We start from the raw sequence: 22,279 nt of genomic DNA, 5'->3' as shown, positions 1-22,279 counted from the left end.
CCCAGGTCATAGTGTCTCATTTCTTGTCTCACACCGCGTGTCTCAGATCTTCGATGTCGGTGACCAGTGAGACAGTCATGGCATGACGGCGATCCTCGGCTATGCACGGGTCAGCACTGCTGGCCAAGACCTAGACGCCCAGCTCACTGCGCTCCGCTCCGCCGGTGTTGCTGCCGATCGAGTGTTCACCGACAAACTCTCCGGATCAGCCAAAACCGAGCGCCCCGGCCTGGCGGCGCTGCTCGACTACGCTCGCGAGGGCGACATCGTGGTTGTGGCCGCCATCGACCGGCTGGGCCGGTCCGTTGCTGAAGTCACTCGCACCATCGCTAGCTTTGGTGAACGGCGAATCCTATTGCGCGCCTTACGCGAAGGGATCGACACCGCCACCCCCACCGGCCGCGCTGTGGCCGCGATCATGGCCACTTTGGCTGAACTGGAACTCGAACTTGGCCGCGAGCGGCGGGCCGCTGCGCGCGAATCCCGGCGTGCCAGGAGCTTGCCGGCCACCAAGCCATACAAACTCAGCGCTGATCGCCAACAGCAGTTACGCCGTTTGGCCGCTACCGGTGAACCCGTCCGAGAGCTGGCCTGCGCCTTCGGGATTGGGCGGGCAACGGCATACCGTTACCTCTCGTCCCCACTGCCTGCTGCACCGCAATAACGGCCTTGGGGAGTTAGCCCCAAAAGATGCCGGTCGGGTCGCGGTCGATTTCGGTGAGCAAGTCTTCAATGCTTGGCGAGGCCGCTACCACGTCGTAGATGTGAAAGCGCAGGTTGCGGTCGCGCCAGTACAACGTCCACATCTTCTCGGCAGCGGTGTAACGGAGACGTGCGATCGGAAAACTGCTCCATTGCGGTCCGTAATCCTCGCGCCAGGGCGCCCGCCGCTCGACGATCGTGAGATGTCTTGGGGCGATGTCGCATTCGACGCGCACTTGATGGCGTGCGTGCTCGGGCACCCGTGCTGCACACCACCGCTGCACGCGCGCGACATCCAGTTCCGGCAACGCCACCACGTCACCAGCGGGTCTGGGCTGCGGTATTGAGCGCGTCGAAGGCGACGTCGAGGCGACGCTGGCGGCGCCGGTTAGATTCGTGGTTGGCTTCGGCGGCCACGAACTCGATCAGTTCCTCAAGATCGTCATTGCTGGCGTGTAGGACAGCGCCGCCGTTGCGGTAGGCACGCATGCCGAAGACCAGCCGTTCACAGTCGGGGTCGAGCAATAGCAGCTCGCGCAGTGCGGCGGCCACCTCATCGGCGATGATGACCTCGTTGACCGTACCGACTGCGGTGAGCCGCCGTCGCCGCAGGTCATAGGGCGAGTCTTCCCAGTTGCTGATGACTCCCTCGTCGGCGCATACGCTGCACCGCCACTGGATGGGTGCCGGCGGGTCGCACCGCACGATGGCGATCCGCCCCGGACAGGGTCGGTGGGCCGGTCGCCGCCGACACGGCAGCGCGCTCGTCCATCGATCACCGACACGGTCCCCGGCGGTGGCCGCCCGCACGATGTTGCCGAAGTGCTGCGCTAGGCGGCCCGCGGGAGCGGGGACGTCGTCAGGCAAGTCCAGGAAATGGTTCAGGTCGCTGACCAACATTCCGCAGAACTGTACCGGCCGTGGCCAGCGAAAGGAGACGGCGTGGATGGTGGGTATCGTCGCGCTGTGGGATCGAAGGCCGAACGCCGGGCCGCCAGGGAAGCCGTGGCTGGCTATCACGAGGCACGGCTGGGTGAGCTCATCGACTACGTCGCGGTCCTGATCGACGGCTACCGTGCTGGCGAGGTCGACGCCTACGCCGTCGACGAGACGATCCACCACTACCATCGGGCAGCCCGTGAGCTGTGGAAGTTCTGCTGGTCCGGTGGTGGAACACACATCGAGATGATCGCTGCTGTCCTCGATCGGATGACAACTGACGGTGAAACCATCAACTGGTGGGAGCAGACCTCGTCACGACAGCCGGACTGATCCCCCAGGGGGCGCGCCGCCGCGACGATGACGTTGGGATTCGGTCAGGCTGCGGTGTGATCGCCGTGGTCGAGTTTTTCGGCGATCCAGACCTTGATCAGTGACTGGCGGGTGACTCCGAGCCGGGTGGCTTCACGGTCGAGTTCGGCGACCATCCATGCCGGGAAGTCGACGTTTACCCGCCGGTGTTCCTCGCCGGGCCGCCGCGCTCGTGCCATATCCAAAGCGGCGGCCATGTCCTCGCCGGCGTCGAACCGCTCGTCGAACTCGTTAGCCTTCATAGATCGCCACCTCGCTTTCCCGGGAGCGACGTGCCGAGATGATCCGGACGTGTTCGTCTCGGTAGGTCACTACTGCTGACCAACATCGGCCGTCGATCTGACCGATCACCATCCACCTCGGCTCATCCGTCGTGCGTGCCGGAACCTCAATGCGGTGCGTATCCCGCCAAATAGACTGCGCCGCAGTGAAGTCGATGCCGTGCTTGACCAGGTTTGTCGCGCTCTTGGCGGGATCAAACTCAAACTCAAACATGTATAAAAATCATACCGTAATTACTCCCGCTTGAAAGGTCACGCACCGACCGGCCGACGACGGGTTCGACGCGCAGGCAACACAACGCTAGCTAGTCTTGCGACCGTTGCTATCCGCGCTATGCTAGCAAGACTAGCAATCGTAGTTACCGTCGCTAGCCCAACTACGGAAGATGCACATTATGCAGCCAAAACGGCACGCCTTGGCCAACCAGAAAGGCGGCGTCGGCAAGACCGCAACGACACTCGGCCTGGCCAGCGCCATCAGTCACCGCGGCGGTCGCGCCCTCATTGTCGACATGGACCCACAGGCCAACGCCACCGAAGGCCTCGGTGTATACACCGAGGAAGGGCAACTCACCACTTCGGACCTCATGGACCGCACCGAAGCCGGATCAGCCATTGATGCCGTCGTGGCCACCAACTGGGAAGGTATCGACCTCATCCCGTCCCATCTGGACCTGTCCAATGCCGAATCCAGCGGCGCATCCGATCTTGTGTTCCGCCTCGATGTCGCCTTTGAAGGCCTGGACCTCTCGCCCTACGACGCGGTGCTGTTCGACTGCCCGCCCAGTCTGGGCAAACTGCTGTTCGCCGTCCTGCTCACCGTCGACAACGTGTATGCCATCACCGAACCCACGAAAGACTCCGTCAAAGGCGTCACCAGGCTCGAAACCACCGTCCAAAAGGTCAAACTACGACCTAACCCACGCCTAGAGCTGGCCAAGATCATCATTTCTCGCCGACAGAACAAAGGCGAGCACATCGACCGTGAGCGCGAGCTGCGCGAAGCCTACGGCGACCTCGTGGCTCGCACCGTCATACCCGACCTCGGAGCCCGCCAAGACGCCCACAGCGCCGAAGTACCCATGCACCAATTCAAAGGTGGCCGAGCACTCAGCCTGCAAGTCGCCTACGACGACCTACTCGACGAACTCGGCATCACTATCGGAGCGCCCGCATGAGCACCACACGCAAACCCGCCATCACCCGCACCACCAGCCACCCGGCCGACGCCCTACCCGACAGGACCGCCGTCCTTGCCGCCACTCAGGCCGCACAACCGGCGCCACTGCAAGAGCCGGCGCCGCCGGCCGGGGGAGTGGCCGAGCGACTGACCGAACAGCACAACGTCAGAATCCGGCCCTCAACCAAAAGCCGCCTCGGAAAAGCCGTCGACAAACTCCGCTACGAAACCGGCGACCGCACCATCAGCATCGCGTCCATTACTGACCAGGCGCTCGACGCCTACCTCACCCAACACGGCTGCTAGCTAGTCATGCTAGCACCGCTAGCAAGCGTTCTAAGCTGGGCAAACAGGTCACAAAGGAACCCGCATGTCAGACGCCCGTCATACCGTAGGGGAAATGGAAGCGAATACGCCGCAACCGGGTACCGCCGAGCACTGGGCGGCATGGCTAGACAGATACGGCGACGATTACGCCACCGACGACGAACGCCGCGCCGCCTACCAAGACTTCAAGACGAACCTCACCCAGATGCAAGCCGTCTTTTCGCAGCACGATGACATGCACGTGGCCGGCTACCTCGAAGCCCAGGAGCGGGTGGCTAGCGGCGATGCGGCCGGTCCCGCCGACGCCGAACTGTGGGTTCCGGCCGATCTCAACGGCTTTGCACGCGCGGACTGGCTCGAAGGCTTCCGTTCGCACTTCGAGCCATAAAAATCATCCGGGAAGCTCCCGGCTGATCATCAGACCGAACGTCCTGATGCGTGCGCCCCTTCCTCGCCGCACATTGTGGTGATCGTGGTGGAGGGTGGCTGTCAAGGCCAACATGCCGCTGCGCGGTCGGACCACGGTCGAGCCTTGACAGCCACCCTCCACCACGCAGAAGCGGCCAGTACGAGGAGCAGGATGATCCTGCCCCTGTAGTTTTGTGGCTGAAAATCAATGCGCTTTCCGTAAACATGCTGGTAGCGGCCGTTCACGCCTAGGCGCTGCACGGTAGGTCGTTACCGTTTTTGCCCATGCACATCTACGTCGATGAGACCAAGCAGCGCGACTATCTGCTCGTTGCCAGCGTCCACGTCTCGACGGATCTCACCGCGCTACGTCAGACGGTGCGCGGTCTGCTTCTGCCCGGGCAGCGCTACCTGCACATGAAGGACGAGAAAGACGGCCGCAAGCGCACTATCGCTCAAGCTTTCGTCGATGCCGGTGTGCAAGCCACCGTCTACCGCGCAGGGCCTCACCACCGTAACGAACGTCAACGCCGATCTGCGTGTCTACAAGCCCTCGTTGACGACCACGCCGGCCTGGGCGAGGCGCGCATCATCTTCGACGAGGACGAAACCATGGTGAAGTTCGACAACCAGAAACTCATCGAATACACCCGCGCCGCCGGCTGTCGCGACACCCTGCGCTACCAGCACCAACGCTCCCACGCCGAGGCCCTGCTCGCCGTCCCCGACGCGATCGCCTGGTGCTGGGCGAAAGGCGGTCCCTGGCGCACTCTGATCGCGCCAGCGGTCACGGCCACCCGCGACGTCTGACTAGGCCCGAGAAAGCGCAAAGCCCGAGCGCCACGGTCGTCCGGCCGGGTCTCGGGCTCACTTCCTGAAGCTCAACGCAACAGGCACCTGTAAACGTACACCAATTTAAGACAATCTAAGACACCAATCTAAGACAACAGCGACCTCTTCACCGAGCCGCGCCGCCGAGTGGCCTCGGCTCCGGTCTGCTGGACGACAAAACCACACCTGTCACAAAAACATCACGGGCGACGGCGTGTCCTGTATCAGATACCGCGATCTTGCTGACAGGCTTCGAGACATGCCTCGACCCCGTAAAGGCGACCGCGTGGAACTGCTAACCCGCCCGGAGCGTCTCGTTTCCGAAAAGATCAAGCAGCAGGCCGCCGCGCGAGACATGTCTGTCTCGCAATACGTGGCTGACCTTCTGGCCATCCAAGCCGGCCACCCCGAGCTCGTGCGCGAACTCGACAAGGAGGTTCTGCCGCTGGCGATGTGACGACATGACGCCAGGGGTCTCAAACCTTTGTCTGACCGGCGAGCCTCTGGCAGATGCGACATCTAAATAGCTGGCGTGCGGAAACCCCGCTGAATTGACGAAGGCCCCGCCTAAGGCGGGGCCACGTCTGGAGATTCAAACCGAGCTGCGAACTCGGTTCAGGGTTCTCCGCACCCGTTCCCCGAAGGGACTTTGCTCTGAAAGGCAAGTCTCACGGTAGCGCATGCCTGCCCGGCGTACTAGATATGCCGCGCGGTCGGTGCGTGAATCGTGACCTCCTCAACACCCGATCACCTCGGGTCAGCAGTACACGGCCGTCGCCGCTGGGCGCCGCTATCGCACCCACACCGCATGTCCTGCGCGCGCTCGCGAACGAACGCCGCCGCGGCTGGGTCGAGCGCGCTGGGGCGTGTGCGCCGCGAGCGCCGATGTGGACCAGCCGCAGCAGTTGGCTCGACGGTCTCCAACGCTGGGCGCAGTCGCCGGCCCTGGGCCAGTTGTGCGCGGAGCAGCGGGTGTCGATCACCGCGGCCACGCTGGTGTCGATCGCGGCGGTGATGGCCGAGCACGCCGATCACGCCACCGGCCGCCACGTCGCCGTCACCCGCGCCACGATCGCCGCCCGGGTGGGCTGTGACGTGCGCACCGTAACCGCCGCCTGGCGGGTCCTACGGGCTTCCCAATGGGCCATCGAGGCCCAACGCGGGCACGGCTCACCAGGAACCCCCAGCGTCGGGCGCCGACCCTCGGTGTACCACCTGGTACCCCGCCGCGACCCCCGCCCGGCACAGCGTCGTCCTGTGCATGAACCTGTGCACGATTTCCACCTACCGCCGTCAGGCGGTGTTAGTTCTTTTTCTCCCGTAGGGAGGTACTCACCAAGCGGGCGCGCAAGCGCGCCCGCGCAGCGAGATTCAGGAAAGGGATTCAAAACCCGTGCAGTGTGCCCGCCCCGGCGGTCCACGCCGCGGCCACTGACCACCCAACGTCTTGCCGCCACTCTCGTCGCCGGTACCCACGGCCTGGACCGCGCTCACATCGGCGCCATCTGCGATGCGATCACCACCGCCGGCATCGACCCCACGGTGTGGACCGCCCGCGCCATCACCGCCGCCCTCAACGCCGACATGCGCGCTCACGGATGGACCTGGCCCGACCACATCGCCAACCCCGGTGCCTTCCTGTCCAGCCGATTACGACGGCTGAACTGGTCATCTCCCGAACAGTCACCAACAAAGGCCGGCGGCTCCGCCGCCGCCAGCATCGACCACACGCCGCCACCCGTGCCGCTCACCGACGCCTCGCGAGCCCGGATCGTCGCCGCCCAACACGAGATCCGCCGAGTGCTGCGCGAGCGCGCCCACCACCGCGCCACCACGCACCCTCACGACTACGCCACCGCCTCCGCCAGACGCGACAACCACACCACAGCCCGACACACCACGCCGCTCCCACGGGCTGTCCGCGCGAGACCCAAGAGCAGTAATTAGTGCACCTAGGCATGTTCGGGCTTCAGCCGGCAACGCAACATTAGTTAGCCCAGCTCCGTGCGCGTGTCGCCACCAGTTATGCTCGCAGGCGCAGCCCGCCGCTTCACACATTCCGGTAGTCGACTCTTCCCCACCGTCGTCTCCCTGGCTCTTACAGCAGCTTCGCTACTGTCTCTAGCAGCCTTCGGCTGCTTTCCTCCCCACCTCGTCTACCCTCCATCCAGCTACTTTCTTTACCACCTCAGAAATCAAGTGGCACATTTGCACAAGGTGTGCGAGGCTGGTGGTGGCGTCCGTCGGTTCGTCTTCCCTGGCGGGTCGGCGGGCGCCCCGGATCGCGGTAGTGGGGTGGTTGTGGTGTTGACGGTGGCGAAGTTGTCGTTGTGGTCGGTGAACTATTACAACGACACCGCCCGTGCGGTCGGTGACGCGATCGGGGACCGTCAACGGGCTAATGGGGGGTTGGCGGAGTATTACGCCGAACGCGACACCCGCACCCCGGTATGGGCATGCGCTGGGGACGCGCGCATGGCCGCCGAGTTGGTCGGTTTGGACGATGGTGAGCGTGCGGGTGGGGATGCTGATCCGGAGGTGGTGGCGCGCTGGCTCGATGACGGTGTCGCCCCAAGCGGGGAGTGTGGGCGTGCGCACGGCAAGAGTGGGGTGCACGGGTTTGATTTGACGTTTTGTGCGCCCAAAAGTGTGTCGTTGGTGCGGGTGTTCGGCGATGAGGTGATCGACAAAGCGGTCTCGGCAGCACACCAGACCGCGATCGGTGAAGCGCTCGAATATCTGGCCGCCCATGCCGGTTACACCCGCGTACACAACCCGGTGACGGGCGAAAAAGACTTGGTGAAATTGCCGGGTTTGGTGGCGGCGGCCTACCAGCATGAGACCTCCCGGGCGGGGGATCCGCACCTGCACACCCACGTGCTGGTGCCCAACCGGCAGGCCCGCGCCGATGGGCGGCTGGTGTCGATTGACGGCACGTCGCTGTTTCATGAAGCCCGCGCCGCGGGGATCATTTATCAGGCCACCCTGCGGTACGAACTGCACCGCCTCACCGGGATCGAGTGGGGGCCAGTCGACTCCGCGACGGGGATGGCAGAGATCGCCGGAATCGACCCCGCAACCATCATCGCCTGGTCGCAGAGGAGCACCCAGTTGCGGCAGTGGGCAGCATCGAATTTGACCGTCGTGGACACCGCCGAGGACTTGTCGCAGGCGCAGTTAGCTGCCGCGCAGAAGGCGACGCGGCCGCGGAAACCCGAGTCGGTGTCGTGGCCGGAACTGCGCGCACAATGGCGCGCCGACAGCCGTGGCTTGGCAGTGTCGCGGACCGCGCAACGCGAAGCCCGCGCCGCGCGCGAGCAGGCGGCGCGTGATGCTGCGGCGCGCCTGTCGCGCGGGAGGCCAGTGGTGGATCGGCGCGCGGTGGCGGCGATGGCTGCTCGCGCCGACAAAGCCGCGTTAACCCGCGCGGATCTGGTCGAAGTGATCGGCGCCCAACTGCCGCTCATGAGCGCTGATGCGGCCGGTCCCGACAGCGGTGGCGGCAGTGCTGGCGCGGGTGTGGGGTTGCCGCGTCAGCTCATCGAAGCGGCGGTGGATACGGTCGGGATGCGGCTGACCGGGCCGCCGCTGGCGCATCAGCGCGAAGGATCCGCGCGCTACACCGTGGACCTGATCCTGGCCGAGGAACGCCGCGTGTTCGACCTCGTCGATGCCACCAACATGCGGGCGATGGCCTGGGTGCGTCCCGAGCACACCGCCGCCGCGTTGGGCCTGTCCGATCAGCAGCATCAGGTGGTCACTGCGATCGCCGCCACTCCTCAGTTGGTGGTGCCGCTGAGCGCGCCGGCCGGCGCGGGCAAGACCACCTCGATGCGGGCCTTGCGCAGCATCGTCGAACGCCGCGCGAAAGCGCGAATGATCGTGCTCGCTCCGACCGGAAAAGCCGTCGACGTCGCCATAGCGGAAGGTGCGGCCAGCGAGGGCTACACGATGCACAGCGCCTTGGCCCGCCTCGAGGACGGCCGGTTGCAGTTGGGCCCTTTTGACGTGGTCGTGGTGGATGAGGCCGGCATGGTCGGCACCGACCACTGGCGCCACCTGCTCACCCACACCACCGAGTCCGGGACCAAAACTGTCCTCGTCGGCGACGCCCACCAACTCGAACCGGTCAAAGCCCGCGGCGGAATGTTCGCCCAACTCTGCGACGAATTGCCCTGGACCCAACGCCTCTCCGAAGTCTGGCGCATGCGCGATCCTGCCGAGCGGGCCGCCTCCCTGGCCCTACGCGACGGCGGGCCCGCGCCGGTGCGCCGCGCAATCAACTGGTACCGCGACCACCAGCGGCTCGCGTGCGGAGATCAAGTCACCATGGCCGCCGACGCCTTCGCTGCCCACCGTGCGGATCTCACCGCGGGGAAAGACACCCTGCTACTGGCCGATACCGTCGAAATCTGCGATGCGTTGAATCGCCGGGTTCACGACCACACCGTCGCCGAGCGCACTGCCGCTGGCAGGGACACCGCGACGGTGACCGGGGCCCGTGGCCACCACATCGCCACCGGGGATGTGGTGATCACCCGGCGTAACGACCCGACCATCACCGTCTACGAGGCGGACGACCGCACCGAGACCCTGACCGACGCACCGGTGCGTAACGGGCAACGCTGGCGCGTCGTCGCTGTCGACGACACCGCCGAGGCGCCCCGCATCGCCGTCCGCCGCATCGGCGACGGCGCATGGGCCGTCTTCGACCGGGACTACCTGCGCGAGCAGGTGCAGCTTGGGCATGCGGTCACCGTGCACGCCGCCCAGGGCGTCACCGCCGACACTACCCACACGGTGCTGGCTGAGACTGCTAGCCGCAACCTGGCCTACGTTGCACTGACCCGTGGCCGCGCCTCCAATCACGCCTACCTCTACCAACGCGACCCCGCTGAAACCGACCACACCCACAGCCACGACCTGGCCGGCGCCGAAGGGGTGCAGGGAGTGCATATGGCCCGCCGCGGCACCCCCACCGACGCCGCCCGAGCGCTACGCCAAGTCATCGGCCGCGACGACCCCGCCCACACCGCACACCAGATCGCAGCTGACACCCCCGCTCAGCTCCTGCCCGATCGGGTCGCTTCGCTGGTCGCCGAGCACCAACGCACGCTCACCCAACGCCGCAACACCTATCAGAAAACCCAACGCGCACAACGTGATCGGGCACTAGACCGAGACCTAGGCCTCGACCGAAGTCAAAGCCGAGAACAGGAACACGGCTATGACCTCAGCCTCTAACCACTCCGCCCTTCGGGCGGGCGCGCCCGCGCGGGACACCGGGGGGTTGTGGCGAATGGACGCACCTCGCGTGTGGTTCCCAAGGGCTCACCACCACGGTGGGTCAGCGCATTAGCGACGGCGACACGGTCGCCACCCGCTCTTCGATTAAGCCAAAGTGATACAGGTGATTCTGTTGGTTTCGCGTTGGAGATGATCCGCGTCGATGAAGGCGAGATCGTCGAACATTGGGCGATGCCAGTGCCGTAACAGGACGCGCCGACGCCTGACAGCAACCCGAAGGATGAACCGCTACCGGATAGAACAGCATTGAGCTCGCCGAGGGACTTCGCGCGAAGAATGTTCGTTGTTGCGCAACAAATGCGCGCGCCCGGCCCCGTCGAATGCGCCGTACCCACGGCGCATCCAAATAAGGACCACAGTCTCTGTGAGTTGGGGTCTCGGGCAACTACCGGGGTGCCGACGTTGTCCCTACCGTGCTGGTAATGACCACCCCAGCCAAGGCTGGGGACGCTATCAGATGGATATGAGATGTCTCACACGGACACACTACGGATTGGATTCGTAATACTCCTAGAGTTAACTAGATCTCGGTCTGCGCGCGGAAGTTCGGCGTGATTGTGTGTGGCTTTGTACCGCAGTAGGTAGCTGTCGGTGTCGCTTGGGGCCATTTTGATGGGCTTTAGCGACTGCTGTCTGGGGTGGTCAGGGGCTGTCTTAACGGGGAAGTACTGATGACCGATCTGGGCGTCCACGGTGTAGAACATTCAAGCGCCGTATTGGCGGCACCGATCGCGCCCACCGGGGCCGCCTCAATCATCCGTATGGGTTTTTGGCCGAGGGTGGCCGCTGTCCTTGTTCTCACCGTCGTCTCTTTTCCGCGGATTTCGCCGGCACACTCGCCGGCTCGCATACTGCTTATCTGCTCGTGGTTCCGGTGCTGGCCGTGGTGATCGCTGCGGGCTACCAGATCGCCCCGCGCGGGGTCTGCGACACCGAATCAGACTGGATCATCGCCGCACTTGTCGGCGTCTTCGGGCTTACCGCCATCCACATGACGTTCAACCGGGTGCCAACGTTTGCCGGGCTGCTGCACCTGGAGTCCATCGGCATGGTGATCTGGAGCTTCTGTTGCGCGGTGATGATGTTCGGTGCGCGGCACGTCGGGCGGATGTGGGTGCTGTGGTTGTTCGCCTTGTGTTCGGAGACACCGGTGCCGTATCTGTTTGTCGTCGCCAAGCTCGGTGGATCGGATACTGCCGCGGCCCTGCTGGCTGCCGTTATGGGTGCGGTCGCGGTGTTCTTGTCCGGCCGCACTATGCGGTGGCGACTGCTGGCCGCTGCATCCTGCCTGACGGTGGCTGTCACGATCGTGATCGTGCTCGACGGTCGGGCCAGTCTACTTTTCACGGTGCTCATCGCGGCGGGTGTAGTCCCCGTGTTGGCCACCACCGCGAAGTACCGTTTGAGCCCGATACCCGAGGCTGCATATTCCGGACGCCCGACGCTGCCGCGACGGTCACCGCTGACCCTGGCCATTCTGGTTGTGGCCGCGGTGGGCCTGCTGGTGTTGCACCCGCCCGCTGCGGCCAGCCCCGCACCGCCACGGGTCGGGCAAAGCGACTGGGTCGAACGTGCCGGGCTGGGCAGTGCGACGTCTTTTCCGTTCATCACCCGCTGGCTGGGCGCCGGCGCAACGTTGACCCGGTTCGACGCTCCCGCCGTCGACGGCGCGCCTACGGCCGTCGTCGACGTCATGACCAGCACTAATTACGGTGCACTGCAAGACTTTTCGGACATGGTCTGGTATCCCTCGGACCGACCGGCCAACTACGAGCGACCCGTGGCGGGCTCTGCGCTGCCCGCCACGGCCAGGATCGTACACAGCAATGCCGACGCGGCCACCACCGACTCTTCACCGCAGTGGTATGCGGTCACCTGGATCTGGCGGACGCCAGCCGGCTACCAGCAGGTCACCGTCGTCGTCAACCAGTCGGTGACGTCGCCGACAAGACCGCCTGCACCGCAACCACCATCGCTGGCTGACACGATCATCAAACCCGCGCTGTGGGCCGCCCGGGTGCAGCCCGAAATGGTCGGCGACGTGGATGCACCTGTCGTCGAGCGCGCCGACGAGGTGGTGCGCCGGGTGCTGGCCGCGGCGGGGGCCACCGGCTGATGCCTGATTCGCATCTACATTGGCACCGACCTGTTTTGCATCCCCACTTCTCGGCGCGCACAATTCTGGCCCGTAAATCGCTCATCCGACTCGTGGCTGCGCTGGCGGCGGTGGCCGCACTGATAGCGATGCTGCCCGCCTACCTGCCCGCGCTGCTCAGCACCATTGTCGTGCTGTTGTACGTGGCATCTACCGTGGACCGCAACTGGCTGCTACTCAAGGGGCTTCAGTCGCCGGCGACCGCAACTGGCTGCTACTCAAGGGGCTTCAGTCGCCGGCGATGGTCACGGTCAGTAATGCCGAGGCACTGGCCATCCCGGACGACCAGTTACCGGTCTACACCGTGCTGTTGCCGGTCTACGACGAGCCGTCCATCGTCGAGAACCTGATCAACGGGGTGGGCCAGCTCGACTATCCCGCCGACAAGCTCGAGGTTCTGCTGCTCGTCGAAGAGGACGATATCGACACCCAGGACGCGCTGCTGGGTCTTCCGCTGCGGTTGGTGCAGGTGGTGATTGTCCCGGACAGCCAGCCCAAGACGAAGCCCAAGGCGTGTAACTACGGGATGTCACTGCCCGGTTTGCGGGGCGAGCTCATGACCATCTACGACGCCGAGGACATCCCTGACCCACTCCAGTTACGTAAGGCGGTGGCGGCGTTCGGGCGGGTGCCCTCCGAGGTTGGCTGTCTGCAGAGTCGGCTCAGCTACTTCAACGGGACACAGAACCTGCTCACCCGCTGGTTCACGCTGGAGTACGACGAGTGGTTCGACGTGGTGCTGCCGGCCGTGGGCGCTTCGGGCTGTGTGGTCCTCCTCGGCGGCACGTCCAACCACATCCGGACAGACATCTGGCGGCGCGTCGGCGGCTGGGACGAATTCAACGTCACCGAGGACGCCGACCTCGGAGTGCGGTTGGCGCGGCACGGCTACCGCACGCTGATCCTGGACTCGGTAACTCTCGAAGAAGCTAATTCCGATGTCATGAACTGGATCCGGCAGCGGTCCCGCTGGTACAAGGGCTACCTGCAAACGATGATCGTGCACCTGCGCCATCCCGCCCGGCTGCGACGAGAAATCGGCACGAAAGCGGTCCTGCGGCTCATCAACATGACTGGCGGCATCCCGCTAAGCAACGCGATCAACCTGGGGTTCTGGTTTGCCATGCTGCTCTGGGTGACCGGCCGGTCGGCCATCGTCAGCGACCTGTTCCCACCGATCACCTACTACAGCTGTCTGGTGCTGTTCCTCATCGGCACGCCGGTGTCGGTCTTTGTCGGCCTCATCGTCACCGCCACGCTGGGAAAGCCGCACCTGTGGTGGGCGGCGCTGCTGGCCCCGCTGTACTGGCTGCTGCAGTCAGTGGCCGCCATCAAGGCGATCTACCAGCTGATGGTCCGGCCGTCCTTCTGGGAGAAAACGATCCATGGCCTGGCTGAAAGCCCTTCGCCGACAGGAACATCCGATCCCAAAACACTGGCGTCGAGTCAACGTGATGGACACCTGTGAATACAGTTGTGCGCCAGCTCTGTTGTGTTATCGCCGCAACCGCAGCCGTTGCGATTCTCGCGCTAGCGTCCGCGCCCGTCACCCGAGCCGACAACGGCGCCAAGGTCGCGATTAGTTGGAGTCAGCTGGGGCTATCGAGCCGCGTCGATCTGGTGGGATCGAATCAATCCACCGACGTCAGCGTGCCGGTGCCGCACGGTATCTCACCCACGGTGTTGACCGGAGTGGTCGGCTCGGTCGTCAATGCAACCGGGCGAATCGATGTCCTGGATGCGCGGGGAATGCTGCTCGGCAGCATTGCGATACCTGCAGACGTCGCGGCAGTGCCCTTCGTTGTGGACATCTCCGCAGCGGAAGTCTCCGCCGATATCGCAAAGCTGAGCTTTGTCATCCGCGACAACACCGCACACACCGACAGCTGTGTGCAGGGGCCCGCGGTGACATTGAGCCAACTGGCCACGACCTATTCCGGCCACTCACCAAGTCCGCGCACCGTGGCCGACTTCCTGCCCGGATACCTCGACCAGATCACGATCCAGGTCGGCCCGAATCCCACCCGCGACCAGCAACAGGCCGCGCTCGCGCTGGTCGCGAAACTCACCCACCTATACCGGCCGATGCCGGTTCGCATCGATGTCGACACCTCACCTGCACCCGCTGCACCCGCTGCGGCCGGGGCACCAGGGACACAGCGAACGATCTCGATCCGAGACGGCGATCAGCCCGGATTCGTCGTCGAAAACCCCGGTAGCCCCGCCGCGGTGCTGGCGATCTCCGGCCGGGGGCCCGATCTGCTGCGACAGGTGGAGTTGTTCGCCGCCGACCGCAGGTTCGATCTCTCCCAAACCCCCTCTGCCTCAGTGACATCAGCGACCCAGACGGTGCCGAATTCGACCGAGACCCTCTCGTTCGGAGAACTGGGAATGACCCCCCAAGCGTCGGTCCTGGGGACAACCACGCTGTATATCGGCTTCGACGCCGCCGCGTTCGCCGTCGGGCCGATCGACCGCGCGAGGATCCACCTGATCGCCAACTACACCCCGGTGACGACCGGTGACGCCTCGATGCTGGTCCGGTCCGGCTCCGTCATTCTGGCGTCGCGAACATTGGATCAATCGGGTTCAGTCAACCTATCCGCAGATATACCCCCCGCAGCGATCGCCTCCAATGTCGGCTTGGCACTGGAGATTCGCTACATCCCGCGCCAACAATGCGCGGCCCTTTACGACCGCATAACCTTCGCAGTTGATCCCGCATCAACGGTCACCGTGAGTCCCGGTACCAACAACCGCGGCGGATTCTCGGTCCTTCCCATGGCATTCACACCCGATTTCGACGTCGCAGTCGACCGTCCCGACCAGATCCGATACGCCGCGCAGCTCATCAACCTGATGGCACAGCAATCAACGGTCGTGCTGGCTCCCACTGTGACCAGCCTCGACGAGGCGGCTAAGCGGGGGACCGGCCTGCTCGTAGTCGCAGCAGGTGACAAGTTGACGCAAGCAGGGATGCGTCCCCCGCTGGTCACGACTGGCGCGGATGCCGTTGACGTCAACGGTAGTCCAGTCACCGGCATCGACCGCAACGGCCCGCTCGGGGTCATCGAGGCCTTCTCCCACAACGGCCGTATGGTGCTTGCCGTCGAGTACTCCGGTGACCGGGCATTAATGGACCGCAGCCTTGACTACATCCGCGGGTTGGAGGGCCGATGGTCCTCACTTAGCGGCGACGTGGTCGCCACAGGAGCCGCCGGCACCACCGTCAACCTCACCGTGCGCGCCGGCGGATCGTTGGCAGCCCAACCCGCCAGCGAGGGGTGGAAATGGTGGACGTGGTTCACGATTGCGGTGGGCGTGGCAGCTGTCTTGGCGGTGGTGTGGGTGCTGATCATCCGACGGCGACGCCCCAAGGGGTAGGCCCGTGACCGTTGCGGTCGGTACTGCCGCGCCACCTCCAGGGCAGGTAGCTGAAGAGCAGCCGGTGCCGCGTCGGCCCCGGTGGCGCCCCGTCACACTCTTCGTGCTGTTGTCGGCGGGCTATTTCGTGGGCGGCGCAGTTTTGATCTTGCGTTACAACATTTTCGAAGGGGACGGTATCAGCCGGGTGGCCAACGCCGGCTTCACCCTGATGAGCAGGGATCCCCATCTGTCGGCGATCGGCTTTGTGTGGAATCCGTTGCCCAGCCTCGTCCAGATCCCGATACTGCCGCTGAGCCGATGGTGCCCGGAACTCAAAACCCATGGGCTGACCGGGGTGTTCCAGAGCGCGGTGTTCATGGCCGGCTCGGCGTTACTGGTTCGCCAAATCGCGATCGACCGTGGCGCGGGCCGTCTCTGGCGTTGGGCCGCGGTCGGCTGCTTCGCTCTCAACCCGGTGATCGTCGTCTACGGCGGCATAGGCATGAGCGAAGCCGCGGAGATTTTCTGCGTCTTGTGGTGTGTGCGCTACTTATTGCTGTGGGTAGATTCGCAACGCGTTGGTGATTTGGCCTGGGCCGGAATCGCGTTGGGCGTCGGCTACCTGGTGCGCTACGAAATGGTCCCCGCCGCCTGCGGTGCGGCCGTGTTGGTCGCCGTCGTTGCTTTTATCCGCTCACCGCGACAGGCGCGGACGCACTCTGCGGTGCTCAGCGTAACGATCGTGGTCTTCCCGATCGCGACGGCGTTCCTCGCCTGGGCGCTCACCGGATGGATAGTCAACGGTGAATTGTTTGCGACCATGTCGTCGCAGTACGGCAACACCAGTCAAGTCGCGGTGGCCCGCGCACGCGGCGGCCTCGCACACGACGCTGATTGGTGGGTGATAGCCGAGCGGTTGTTCGCCATGCAGCCATTCGTCGGGATCGCCGTCATACTGGCTGTTGCGCGTTGTGCGCTGACCAAGGCGGCCGACGCCCTGGTGCCGGTAGTCACCTTCGGTGCCGTGCTGGCCTTTGCCTCGTGGGGCCAATACAGCGGGACGACGTTCGGCTGGTTTCGGTTCTACATATTGGCGATTCCCCTGGCCATCGTCGTCGCCTTGGTGTGCTGGAGGCCGACCGCGCGGCCGGTCGATAAGTGGCGGCTCGACACGCTTCCCAGCAAGCTGGGTGCCGCACTGCTGTGCGCCTCGTTGTTCGTCGGGATCCCGGTGACGACGAGGTCGATACTTAACGATGACAGCAATCAGGTGATGCTCGGTATCAATTCGCTTATCGATCCGCTGCGTTATCCCCCCGACGAGCAGTGGTATCGCCGGATTGGCAACGATTCCCGTCTGATGGCCGACTATCTGGACCGAAAGCACCTGCCGGAAGGGTCGGTGCTGATGGATACGTTCATGACCTGGGGGGTCTGGCTGGCCTCTGACAACCCCAAACAGTTCGTGATCACCAGCGACTACGACTTCACTGCCGCCCTGAACCGCCCGTGGGACCACGGTGTCCAATACATCCTCGTGACCAACCCGCCGTTCCGTAAAATGTCGGTGTGTTGTGGCAGCGTCTGTTGCTGTGGGACAACACGAGGTCGAGACCGGTTGGCGACTGTGCTGGGCAGAGCCGCGTAGCAGGTCCAGCAAAGACCCTGGATCCAGTCTGCTCAACCAGTTTGAGGACTTAGCCGCCCGCGAAGAGGCTGTTGGTATCCGTTCGGGTCAGCCGTTCCTTCTTGGCCCAGGTGGATTGCCTGACGTCGATGTCTTGGAGTTCTTCCGCTCAACGTCGTTCCATGCACTGGCTACCGGATCGCGGCACTCTTACGCCCTGGATCTTCGGCTGTTTCTGACGTTTCTGTCCGGGCAGGGCGTGGACTGGCGGGCTGCTACGGAGTCGGATCTGGAGGACTTCGAGCATTGGCGGCGTCGCGATGGCGCTAATCCTCGGCGGATCTCCTCGTCGAAGTTCTCCCGCGAACTCGCGGCGATCGGGAAGTTTTACGGATGGCAGCAGCGCCGCGGGGTGGTGAGGTCTTCGCCGGTCGCGATGCGGGAACGCGAACTGCCCTCCGGCGAGACCGCCTGGGTGCCAGCGCTTCGCCCCAAGGCTGTGCGCTCGGTTCGGCTGAAGTGGCTGACGCCGAGGGCTTATCGCCGGTGGCGCGATGTTGGCCTCGGCGGCTACTTAGCCGACGGCACTCGGGACGCTTCGTGGCGGGGCCGTAACGACGGCCGTAACCTGGCGTTCTCCGAGACGCTGTGGTCGAGCGGCTTGCGTCTCCGCGAGGGAGGCACGTTGCTCCTCGATGAGCTTCCCGAGTGTGAGATCGAGACACGTTACGCCCGGGGCCGATTGGCGAAGGCTGTAGCGAAGGGCCGCGGCCGCGACTATTGGATGCATGGTCGAGCGCTGAAGCTGATCGACAACTACGTCATTACCGAGAGGGCCGCCGCCGTCCGGCGAGCTCAACGAGGTCGCCGTTACGACAACCTCCCTGACATCAAGATTGTCGAGAAGATCGACCGATCGCGTCGTGTCCACTACCGGAGCCGTAGCGGTGAACAGAAGGTCACCCCGCTGGACGAACTCACCTCAGCAGACCGCATGAGGTTCTTCATCGAGGGGCAGGACGGGTTGCAGCCGTGGATGGTGTGGCTCTCCGAGGCTGGTATGCCACTGCCGTATCGGACGTGGCAAGCGGTCTTCGCAGACGCGAGCCGGCGGTGTACCGAATTTGGCGTTGATCTCGGCTGCCATCCGCACATGCTGCGTCATTCCTTCGCGTTGCGAATGCTGATGACCCTCATCTATGCCCACGATCGGCGCATGGGCATCACCCCCGAGGAACGCCGTGAGTTCCGGCTCATCTTCGGTGATCCGTGGGTGTTGGTGCAGACGCTGCTGGGTCACGCAAACTTGGAGACCACCCGCCAGTGCTACCTGGAGCCGGTCTCTGGCCTGCAGGTCGAGTTGTTCCTCAACGACGACGACCTAGAGGAGTCGTCGATCACTGACCTGATGAGTCGAGTGGCTCAAGCCTCGGCGAAAGTCATTGATGTCGAGGAGAACCCGTGAGTTCACGAACAGCCGCTGCTCTCCCGCAGGGTCGGTATTCCCGGCCTGCGCCCCTCGACGAATCCCTGCGGATCGTCACGTTCACTGACGAGGACGGCGGGTCGTGGAGTTTCGACTTCACCGAGCTGGCCGGCCCGGCCAGCTTGATCGACGATTTGGTCGAGGCGGTCGTTGCGGGTTCGTCGCCCGGCGGGCGGTGGCGGACCCGGATGACGGCCGAGGCCGCGGCGAGTATGGCCCGTCAGCTCGTTCTGTACTTGACCGCTGAGTATCCCGAGGTGGGTTCGGTCGCTGACATCTCCCCAGAGGTCTGGTGGGCGTGGCGGAAATCTCGAGAGGAGGCGTCGCGGTGGCCTGGGTCGGTCAATCTCGCCCGCTGCCTTCTTGCCGAGTCGCCGAAGCTTCCGGACACGACCCGTCGCGCTCTACGCGCGAAGGCATCCAAACCCCGAAAGCGCCTGCCGGAGAACGATGCTTACAGCCGGGCTGAGTTCACTCGTATTCAAACCGCGGCGAAAGCGCAGGTTCGGAAGGCTTCGGTGCGGATCGCCAACAATCTGCAGGCTCTGAACCGGTTCCATGAGACAGGCGAACCCGGCGTCTTCGTCGCCTCAGATCGACGCGGGGTGCGCTGGACATCGGGGTCTCTGCTGGAGTACCTATCGCGCCACGGAGCAATGCCCGCAATGCATGTCGCTCGGAAAGCGGTGAGTAAGTGCGCCTTCGACCTGCAGGGGATAGCGTCCCAGGGAGTGGTGGACTTCGGATCTGGCGTGGTTCACGCGTTGCGATCAGCGAGTCATGTTGAACGCTAGGCGATTTGGTGTTGTTTGGCAAGCGCTGCAGCGGCGTGTTTGGCGGCGAGGACCTTCCGTAGTTCATCCATGGAGACATCGGAGAGGTAGCGGCGGGTGACCTGCCACTCGTCGTGAGCTTCGATGACTACTGCGGTCGCCAGACGCAGGAACGCCGCCGGGTTGGGGAAGATTTCCACGACGTCGGCGCGGCGCTTGATCTCCTTGTTGAGCCGTTCGATCGGATTGTTCGACCAGATCTTCTGCCAGTGCGCCGTGGGGAACGCGGTGAACGCCAGTACGTCGGTCTTCGCCTCACCCATCATGGCGGCCACCTTCGGGAAGCTGGAGGCCAGGGTGTCGGTGACGCGATCCCATTGATCAGCGACCTCGATGGGGTCGGTGTGAGCGAAGATCGTCTTGACCGCCGCAGTCACCGCCGGGGCGTGTTTGGCCGAGACCGCGGTGTGCAGGTTGCGCATGAAATGCACCCGGCACCGCTGCCACGAAGAATTGGTGAACTGTTGTGCCACAGCGGCTTTGAGCCCAGCGTGGGCGTCGGAGATGACTAGATGCACCCCGGTCAGGCCACGGGCTTTCAGCGACGCCAGGAACTCGCGCCAGAACTCGTAGGACTCACTGTCACCGACCGCGGTGCCCAGCACCTCGCGGGTGCCGTCGATGGACACCCCGGTAGCCACCACCAGGGCCTGAGAGACCACGTGCGCTCCGATGCGGACCTTGCAGAAGGTGGCATCGCAGAACACGTACGGGAACTCGGTGTGGGCCAAGCTGCGGGTACGGAACGCCTCGATCTCCTTATCGAGGCCGGCGCAGATCCGCGACACCTCGGACTTGGAGATCCCGGTTTCGACGCCCATCGCGGCCACCAGGTCGTCCACGCTGCGGGTGGACACGCCGTGGACGTAGGCCTCCATGATCACCGCGTGCAACGCTTTGTCGATGCGGCGACGCCGCTCCAGCAGCGAGGGGAAGAACGACCCGGCCCGCAGCTTGGGGATCTGCACCTCGATATCACCCGAGGTGGTCGACACCGTCTTGGGTCGGTGCCCGTTGCGGTGCACCGTGCGCTCGCCCCTGCGCTGGTAGCGGCCGGCGCCGATCACGGCGGTAGCCTCAGCCTCGATCAGCGCCTGCAGCCCGGATCAGCTCGGCGAACACCGCCCCGGCATCAGCCGACTTCAGCGCATCAAGCTGGGCGAGCAAGGCAGAATGGTCATGGGTCATCGCGTCGTGTGTCCTTGTCGTGAGTCACTTGGTAGGTAACCCACTGACCACTACGCGATGGCCCACCCCAACAGCGTCAGCGACACACCCAGCAATAGGTCCGGCACCGACGACACCGGATTCCGAAACCCCACCACACCAGGGGACTTACCCCTGCAGGGAGTGACAAACCCCGCGCAAGCGCTCTTCCCCTCGATTCTCGAAATCTATTGCCTCATGGTCTTGTTGACCTGCGAGCGCGGGTTCAACCTGTCGGTCATGAACAACCTCACCGCCGACTCGTTCACCTCATCAGACCCGGTCACCGAGGAGTCCGTCCACACGGTGGAGGTCGACAAGCCACGCCGCGGATCCAAGCGCCACAGCGCGGAAATTCTCACCGGGGAGGCAGGCAAGCTGTGGGACACCGCAGTGCGGATCACCCAGCCCTGCCGAGACACCCTGCAGGTGCTGGGAACGCCCAGCGACAGGCTCCTGATCGCCCACCGTTTCAAGAACATGGTCAAGGGTGGACCCTTTCGTTCGGACTGGATTTTCGCCGGAATCGGTGAACGCACCATGGAGCCCTTCGGACTGTTGGCTGATGACGGCTCGCCGCTCAGCGTCTCCCTGCGTCGGCTGCGGCTGTCCGAACAGGTCCTCAACCAGCGTGCCCGCCAGAACAGCGACTCGGTCAGTGAGGATGTCTACCGCCACCGCGACAGCAGTGCTCCCGACATCGCCGCAGAGACGATTATCGGGGGCCAGCAGGACGCGCTCGACCACGCTCAAGCCACCGTCTCGGTGCGCACACTGACCGCGGCCGAGGTCGCCGAAGCCCGCCGGGACCCTAAGCCGGCGGCTTCCAAGCTCGGTGTTTCCGTGGTGACGCTGAACCTCATCCTCGCCGGCCAGCTCGACACACCGACCTGCTCCTGCACCGATTTCCACGCCAGCCCGTTCGCCGACGCAGCCGGCGACCCGTGCCCGGCGTCCTTTCTCACCTGCCTGGCGTGCCCGAACTCCGTCGTCACACCCGCACACCTGCCCCGGCTGGTGGCCTTGCACGATGCTCTGGACAACGTCGCCACCCTCGTCCCCGAGAACCGATGGCAGCTCAGCTACGCCGAGCACTACGGGCGGCTAACCACCGTGCTGCGCAGTAACGCGACCGCTGCGGAGATCGCCGCAGCCCGGCAATCGGCCACTGACGCCGACCGCACCCTTGTCGAGCAGCTTCTGAGCAGGAGCCTGGACGCATGACAGCAATGGCCAATTCGGCTGTGCACGAGAAGATG

At 64.6% G+C, this 22,279-nt stretch carries 20 protein-coding genes and 2 pseudogenes; 17 read left to right on the top strand and 5 right to left on the bottom strand.

What is annotated here, in order from left to right; all coding sequences use genetic code 11:
* Positions 1-82 precede the first annotated feature (82 nt).
* On the top strand, positions 83-664 hold the full coding sequence (locus QXK92_RS33675; protein WP_306249081.1) for a recombinase family protein: 582 nt from the start codon (positions 83-85) through the stop codon (positions 662-664).
* 13 nt (positions 665-677) lie between these two features.
* Here the strand turns inward: QXK92_RS33675 and QXK92_RS33670 are convergent, their stop codons facing one another.
* The gene (locus QXK92_RS33670) at positions 678-1,016 is read right to left on the bottom strand and encodes a DUF3024 domain-containing protein (protein ID WP_083045590.1); all 339 of its coding nucleotides are present in this window, start codon (positions 1,014-1,016) and stop codon (positions 678-680) included.
* 4 nt (positions 1,017-1,020) lie between these two features.
* A complete protein-coding gene (locus tag QXK92_RS33665) occupies positions 1,021-1,602 on the bottom strand; it encodes a hypothetical protein (RefSeq protein ID WP_306249079.1) in 582 nt (193 codons plus the stop codon).
* 66 nt (positions 1,603-1,668) lie between these two features.
* On the opposite strand from QXK92_RS33665, the gene QXK92_RS33660 reads away from it, so the two are divergent.
* Entirely contained in the window at positions 1,669-1,974 is a 306-nt protein-coding gene (locus QXK92_RS33660) for a hypothetical protein (RefSeq protein WP_306249077.1), read from the top strand.
* 44 nt (positions 1,975-2,018) lie between these two features.
* Here the strand turns inward: QXK92_RS33660 and brnA are convergent, their stop codons facing one another.
* Entirely contained in the window at positions 2,019-2,255 is a 237-nt protein-coding gene (gene brnA / locus QXK92_RS33655) for a type II toxin-antitoxin system BrnA family antitoxin (protein WP_083045605.1), read from the bottom strand.
* Entirely contained in the window at positions 2,245-2,508 is a 264-nt protein-coding gene (locus QXK92_RS33650) for a BrnT family toxin (RefSeq protein WP_306249073.1), read from the bottom strand. Before QXK92_RS33650 ends, brnA begins: the two co-directional genes overlap by 11 nt.
* Before the next feature lie 181 nt (positions 2,509-2,689).
* On the opposite strand from QXK92_RS33650, the gene QXK92_RS33645 reads away from it, so the two are divergent.
* The 14 genes and pseudogenes from QXK92_RS33645 to QXK92_RS33580 all read left to right on the top strand — a co-directional run bounded on the left by QXK92_RS33645 (position 2,690) and on the right by QXK92_RS33580 (position 19,775).
* Complete coding sequence (locus tag QXK92_RS33645) at positions 2,690-3,472, top strand: ParA family protein (protein ID WP_306249071.1); 783 nt, start codon at positions 2,690-2,692, stop codon at positions 3,470-3,472.
* Entirely contained in the window at positions 3,469-3,780 is a 312-nt protein-coding gene (locus QXK92_RS33640; protein WP_306249069.1) for a hypothetical protein, read from the top strand. Before QXK92_RS33645 ends, QXK92_RS33640 begins: the two co-directional genes overlap by 4 nt.
* Before the next feature lie 94 nt (positions 3,781-3,874).
* A complete protein-coding gene (locus tag QXK92_RS33635) occupies positions 3,875-4,189 on the top strand; it encodes a hypothetical protein (protein WP_306249067.1) in 315 nt (104 codons plus the stop codon).
* A 305-nt stretch (positions 4,190-4,494) separates the two neighbouring features.
* On the top strand, positions 4,495-5,019 hold the full coding sequence (locus tag QXK92_RS33630; protein WP_306249065.1) for a hypothetical protein: 525 nt from the start codon (positions 4,495-4,497) through the stop codon (positions 5,017-5,019).
* Positions 5,020-5,326: 307 nt separating this feature from the next.
* A complete protein-coding gene (locus QXK92_RS33625; protein ID WP_306249063.1) occupies positions 5,327-5,497 on the top strand; it encodes a toxin-antitoxin system in 171 nt (56 codons plus the stop codon).
* Positions 5,498-5,760: 263 nt separating this feature from the next.
* A complete protein-coding gene (locus tag QXK92_RS33620; RefSeq protein ID WP_306249059.1) occupies positions 5,761-6,987 on the top strand; it encodes a rep protein in 1,227 nt (408 codons plus the stop codon).
* Between the two features lie 357 nt (positions 6,988-7,344).
* Positions 7,345-10,284, top strand: coding sequence for a MobF family relaxase (mobF, locus tag QXK92_RS33615; protein ID WP_306249083.1), 2,940 nt, complete (start codon positions 7,345-7,347; stop codon positions 10,282-10,284).
* Between the two features lie 928 nt (positions 10,285-11,212).
* Complete coding sequence (locus QXK92_RS33610) at positions 11,213-12,463, top strand: hypothetical protein (protein ID WP_306249057.1); 1,251 nt, start codon at positions 11,213-11,215, stop codon at positions 12,461-12,463.
* Between the two features lie 280 nt (positions 12,464-12,743).
* A complete protein-coding gene (locus QXK92_RS33605) occupies positions 12,744-13,970 on the top strand; it encodes a glycosyltransferase family 2 protein (protein WP_306249055.1) in 1,227 nt (408 codons plus the stop codon).
* Between the two features lie 152 nt (positions 13,971-14,122).
* Complete coding sequence (locus QXK92_RS33600; protein WP_306249053.1) at positions 14,123-15,886, top strand: hypothetical protein; 1,764 nt, start codon at positions 14,123-14,125, stop codon at positions 15,884-15,886.
* 4 nt (positions 15,887-15,890) lie between these two features.
* The gene (locus tag QXK92_RS33595) at positions 15,891-17,516 is read left to right on the top strand and encodes a glycosyltransferase family 39 protein (RefSeq protein ID WP_306249051.1); all 1,626 of its coding nucleotides are present in this window, start codon (positions 15,891-15,893) and stop codon (positions 17,514-17,516) included.
* Positions 17,443-17,895: pseudogene (locus QXK92_RS33590) on the top strand (site-specific integrase); the annotation flags it as partial. The gene QXK92_RS33595 and the pseudogene QXK92_RS33590, both read left to right, overlap by 74 nt.
* A 36-nt stretch (positions 17,896-17,931) precedes the next feature.
* On the top strand, positions 17,932-18,960 hold the full coding sequence (locus QXK92_RS33585; protein ID WP_306249085.1) for a hypothetical protein: 1,029 nt from the start codon (positions 17,932-17,934) through the stop codon (positions 18,958-18,960).
* The gene (locus tag QXK92_RS33580) at positions 18,957-19,775 is read left to right on the top strand and encodes a hypothetical protein (RefSeq protein WP_306249049.1); all 819 of its coding nucleotides are present in this window, start codon (positions 18,957-18,959) and stop codon (positions 19,773-19,775) included. Before QXK92_RS33585 ends, QXK92_RS33580 begins: the two co-directional genes overlap by 4 nt.
* On the opposite strand, the pseudogene QXK92_RS33575 reads toward QXK92_RS33580, so the two are convergent.
* Positions 19,772-21,002: pseudogene (locus QXK92_RS33575) on the bottom strand (IS256 family transposase). The gene QXK92_RS33580 and the pseudogene QXK92_RS33575 overlap by 4 nt on opposite strands.
* Before the next feature lie 216 nt (positions 21,003-21,218).
* Here QXK92_RS33575 and QXK92_RS33570 point away from each other — a divergent pair.
* On the top strand, positions 21,219-22,244 hold the full coding sequence (locus tag QXK92_RS33570) for a hypothetical protein (protein ID WP_306249047.1): 1,026 nt from the start codon (positions 21,219-21,221) through the stop codon (positions 22,242-22,244).
* Positions 22,245-22,279 lie beyond the last annotated feature (35 nt).

Source organism: Mycobacterium sp. TY815, assembly GCF_030755135.1.
Lineage (GTDB): Bacteria > Actinomycetota > Actinomycetes > Mycobacteriales > Mycobacteriaceae > Mycobacterium.
Note: the sequence above shows the minus strand (reverse complement) of the source record. Positions and strands in the feature narration are given on the sequence as shown.

Coding starts and splice junctions, on each gene's coding strand:
- QXK92_RS33675 (WP_306249081.1), top strand. CDS start 83: ATGACGGCGATCCTCGGCTATGCACGGGTCAGCACTGCTGGCCAAGAC.
- QXK92_RS33665 (WP_306249079.1), bottom strand. CDS start 1,602: ATGTTGGTCAGCGACCTGAACCATTTCCTGGACTTGCCTGACGACGTC.
- brnA (WP_083045605.1), bottom strand. CDS start 2,255: ATGAAGGCTAACGAGTTCGACGAGCGGTTCGACGCCGGCGAGGACATG.
- QXK92_RS33650 (WP_306249073.1), bottom strand. CDS start 2,508: ATGTTTGAGTTTGAGTTTGATCCCGCCAAGAGCGCGACAAACCTGGTC.
- QXK92_RS33645 (WP_306249071.1), top strand. CDS start 2,690: ATGCAGCCAAAACGGCACGCCTTGGCCAACCAGAAAGGCGGCGTCGGC.
- QXK92_RS33640 (WP_306249069.1), top strand. CDS start 3,469: ATGAGCACCACACGCAAACCCGCCATCACCCGCACCACCAGCCACCCG.
- QXK92_RS33635 (WP_306249067.1), top strand. CDS start 3,875: ATGGAAGCGAATACGCCGCAACCGGGTACCGCCGAGCACTGGGCGGCA.
- QXK92_RS33630 (WP_306249065.1), top strand. CDS start 4,495: ATGCACATCTACGTCGATGAGACCAAGCAGCGCGACTATCTGCTCGTT.
- QXK92_RS33605 (WP_306249055.1), top strand. CDS start 12,744: ATGGTCACGGTCAGTAATGCCGAGGCACTGGCCATCCCGGACGACCAG.
- QXK92_RS33585 (WP_306249085.1), top strand. CDS start 17,932: ATGCGGGAACGCGAACTGCCCTCCGGCGAGACCGCCTGGGTGCCAGCG.
- QXK92_RS33570 (WP_306249047.1), top strand. CDS start 21,219: ATGGTCTTGTTGACCTGCGAGCGCGGGTTCAACCTGTCGGTCATGAAC.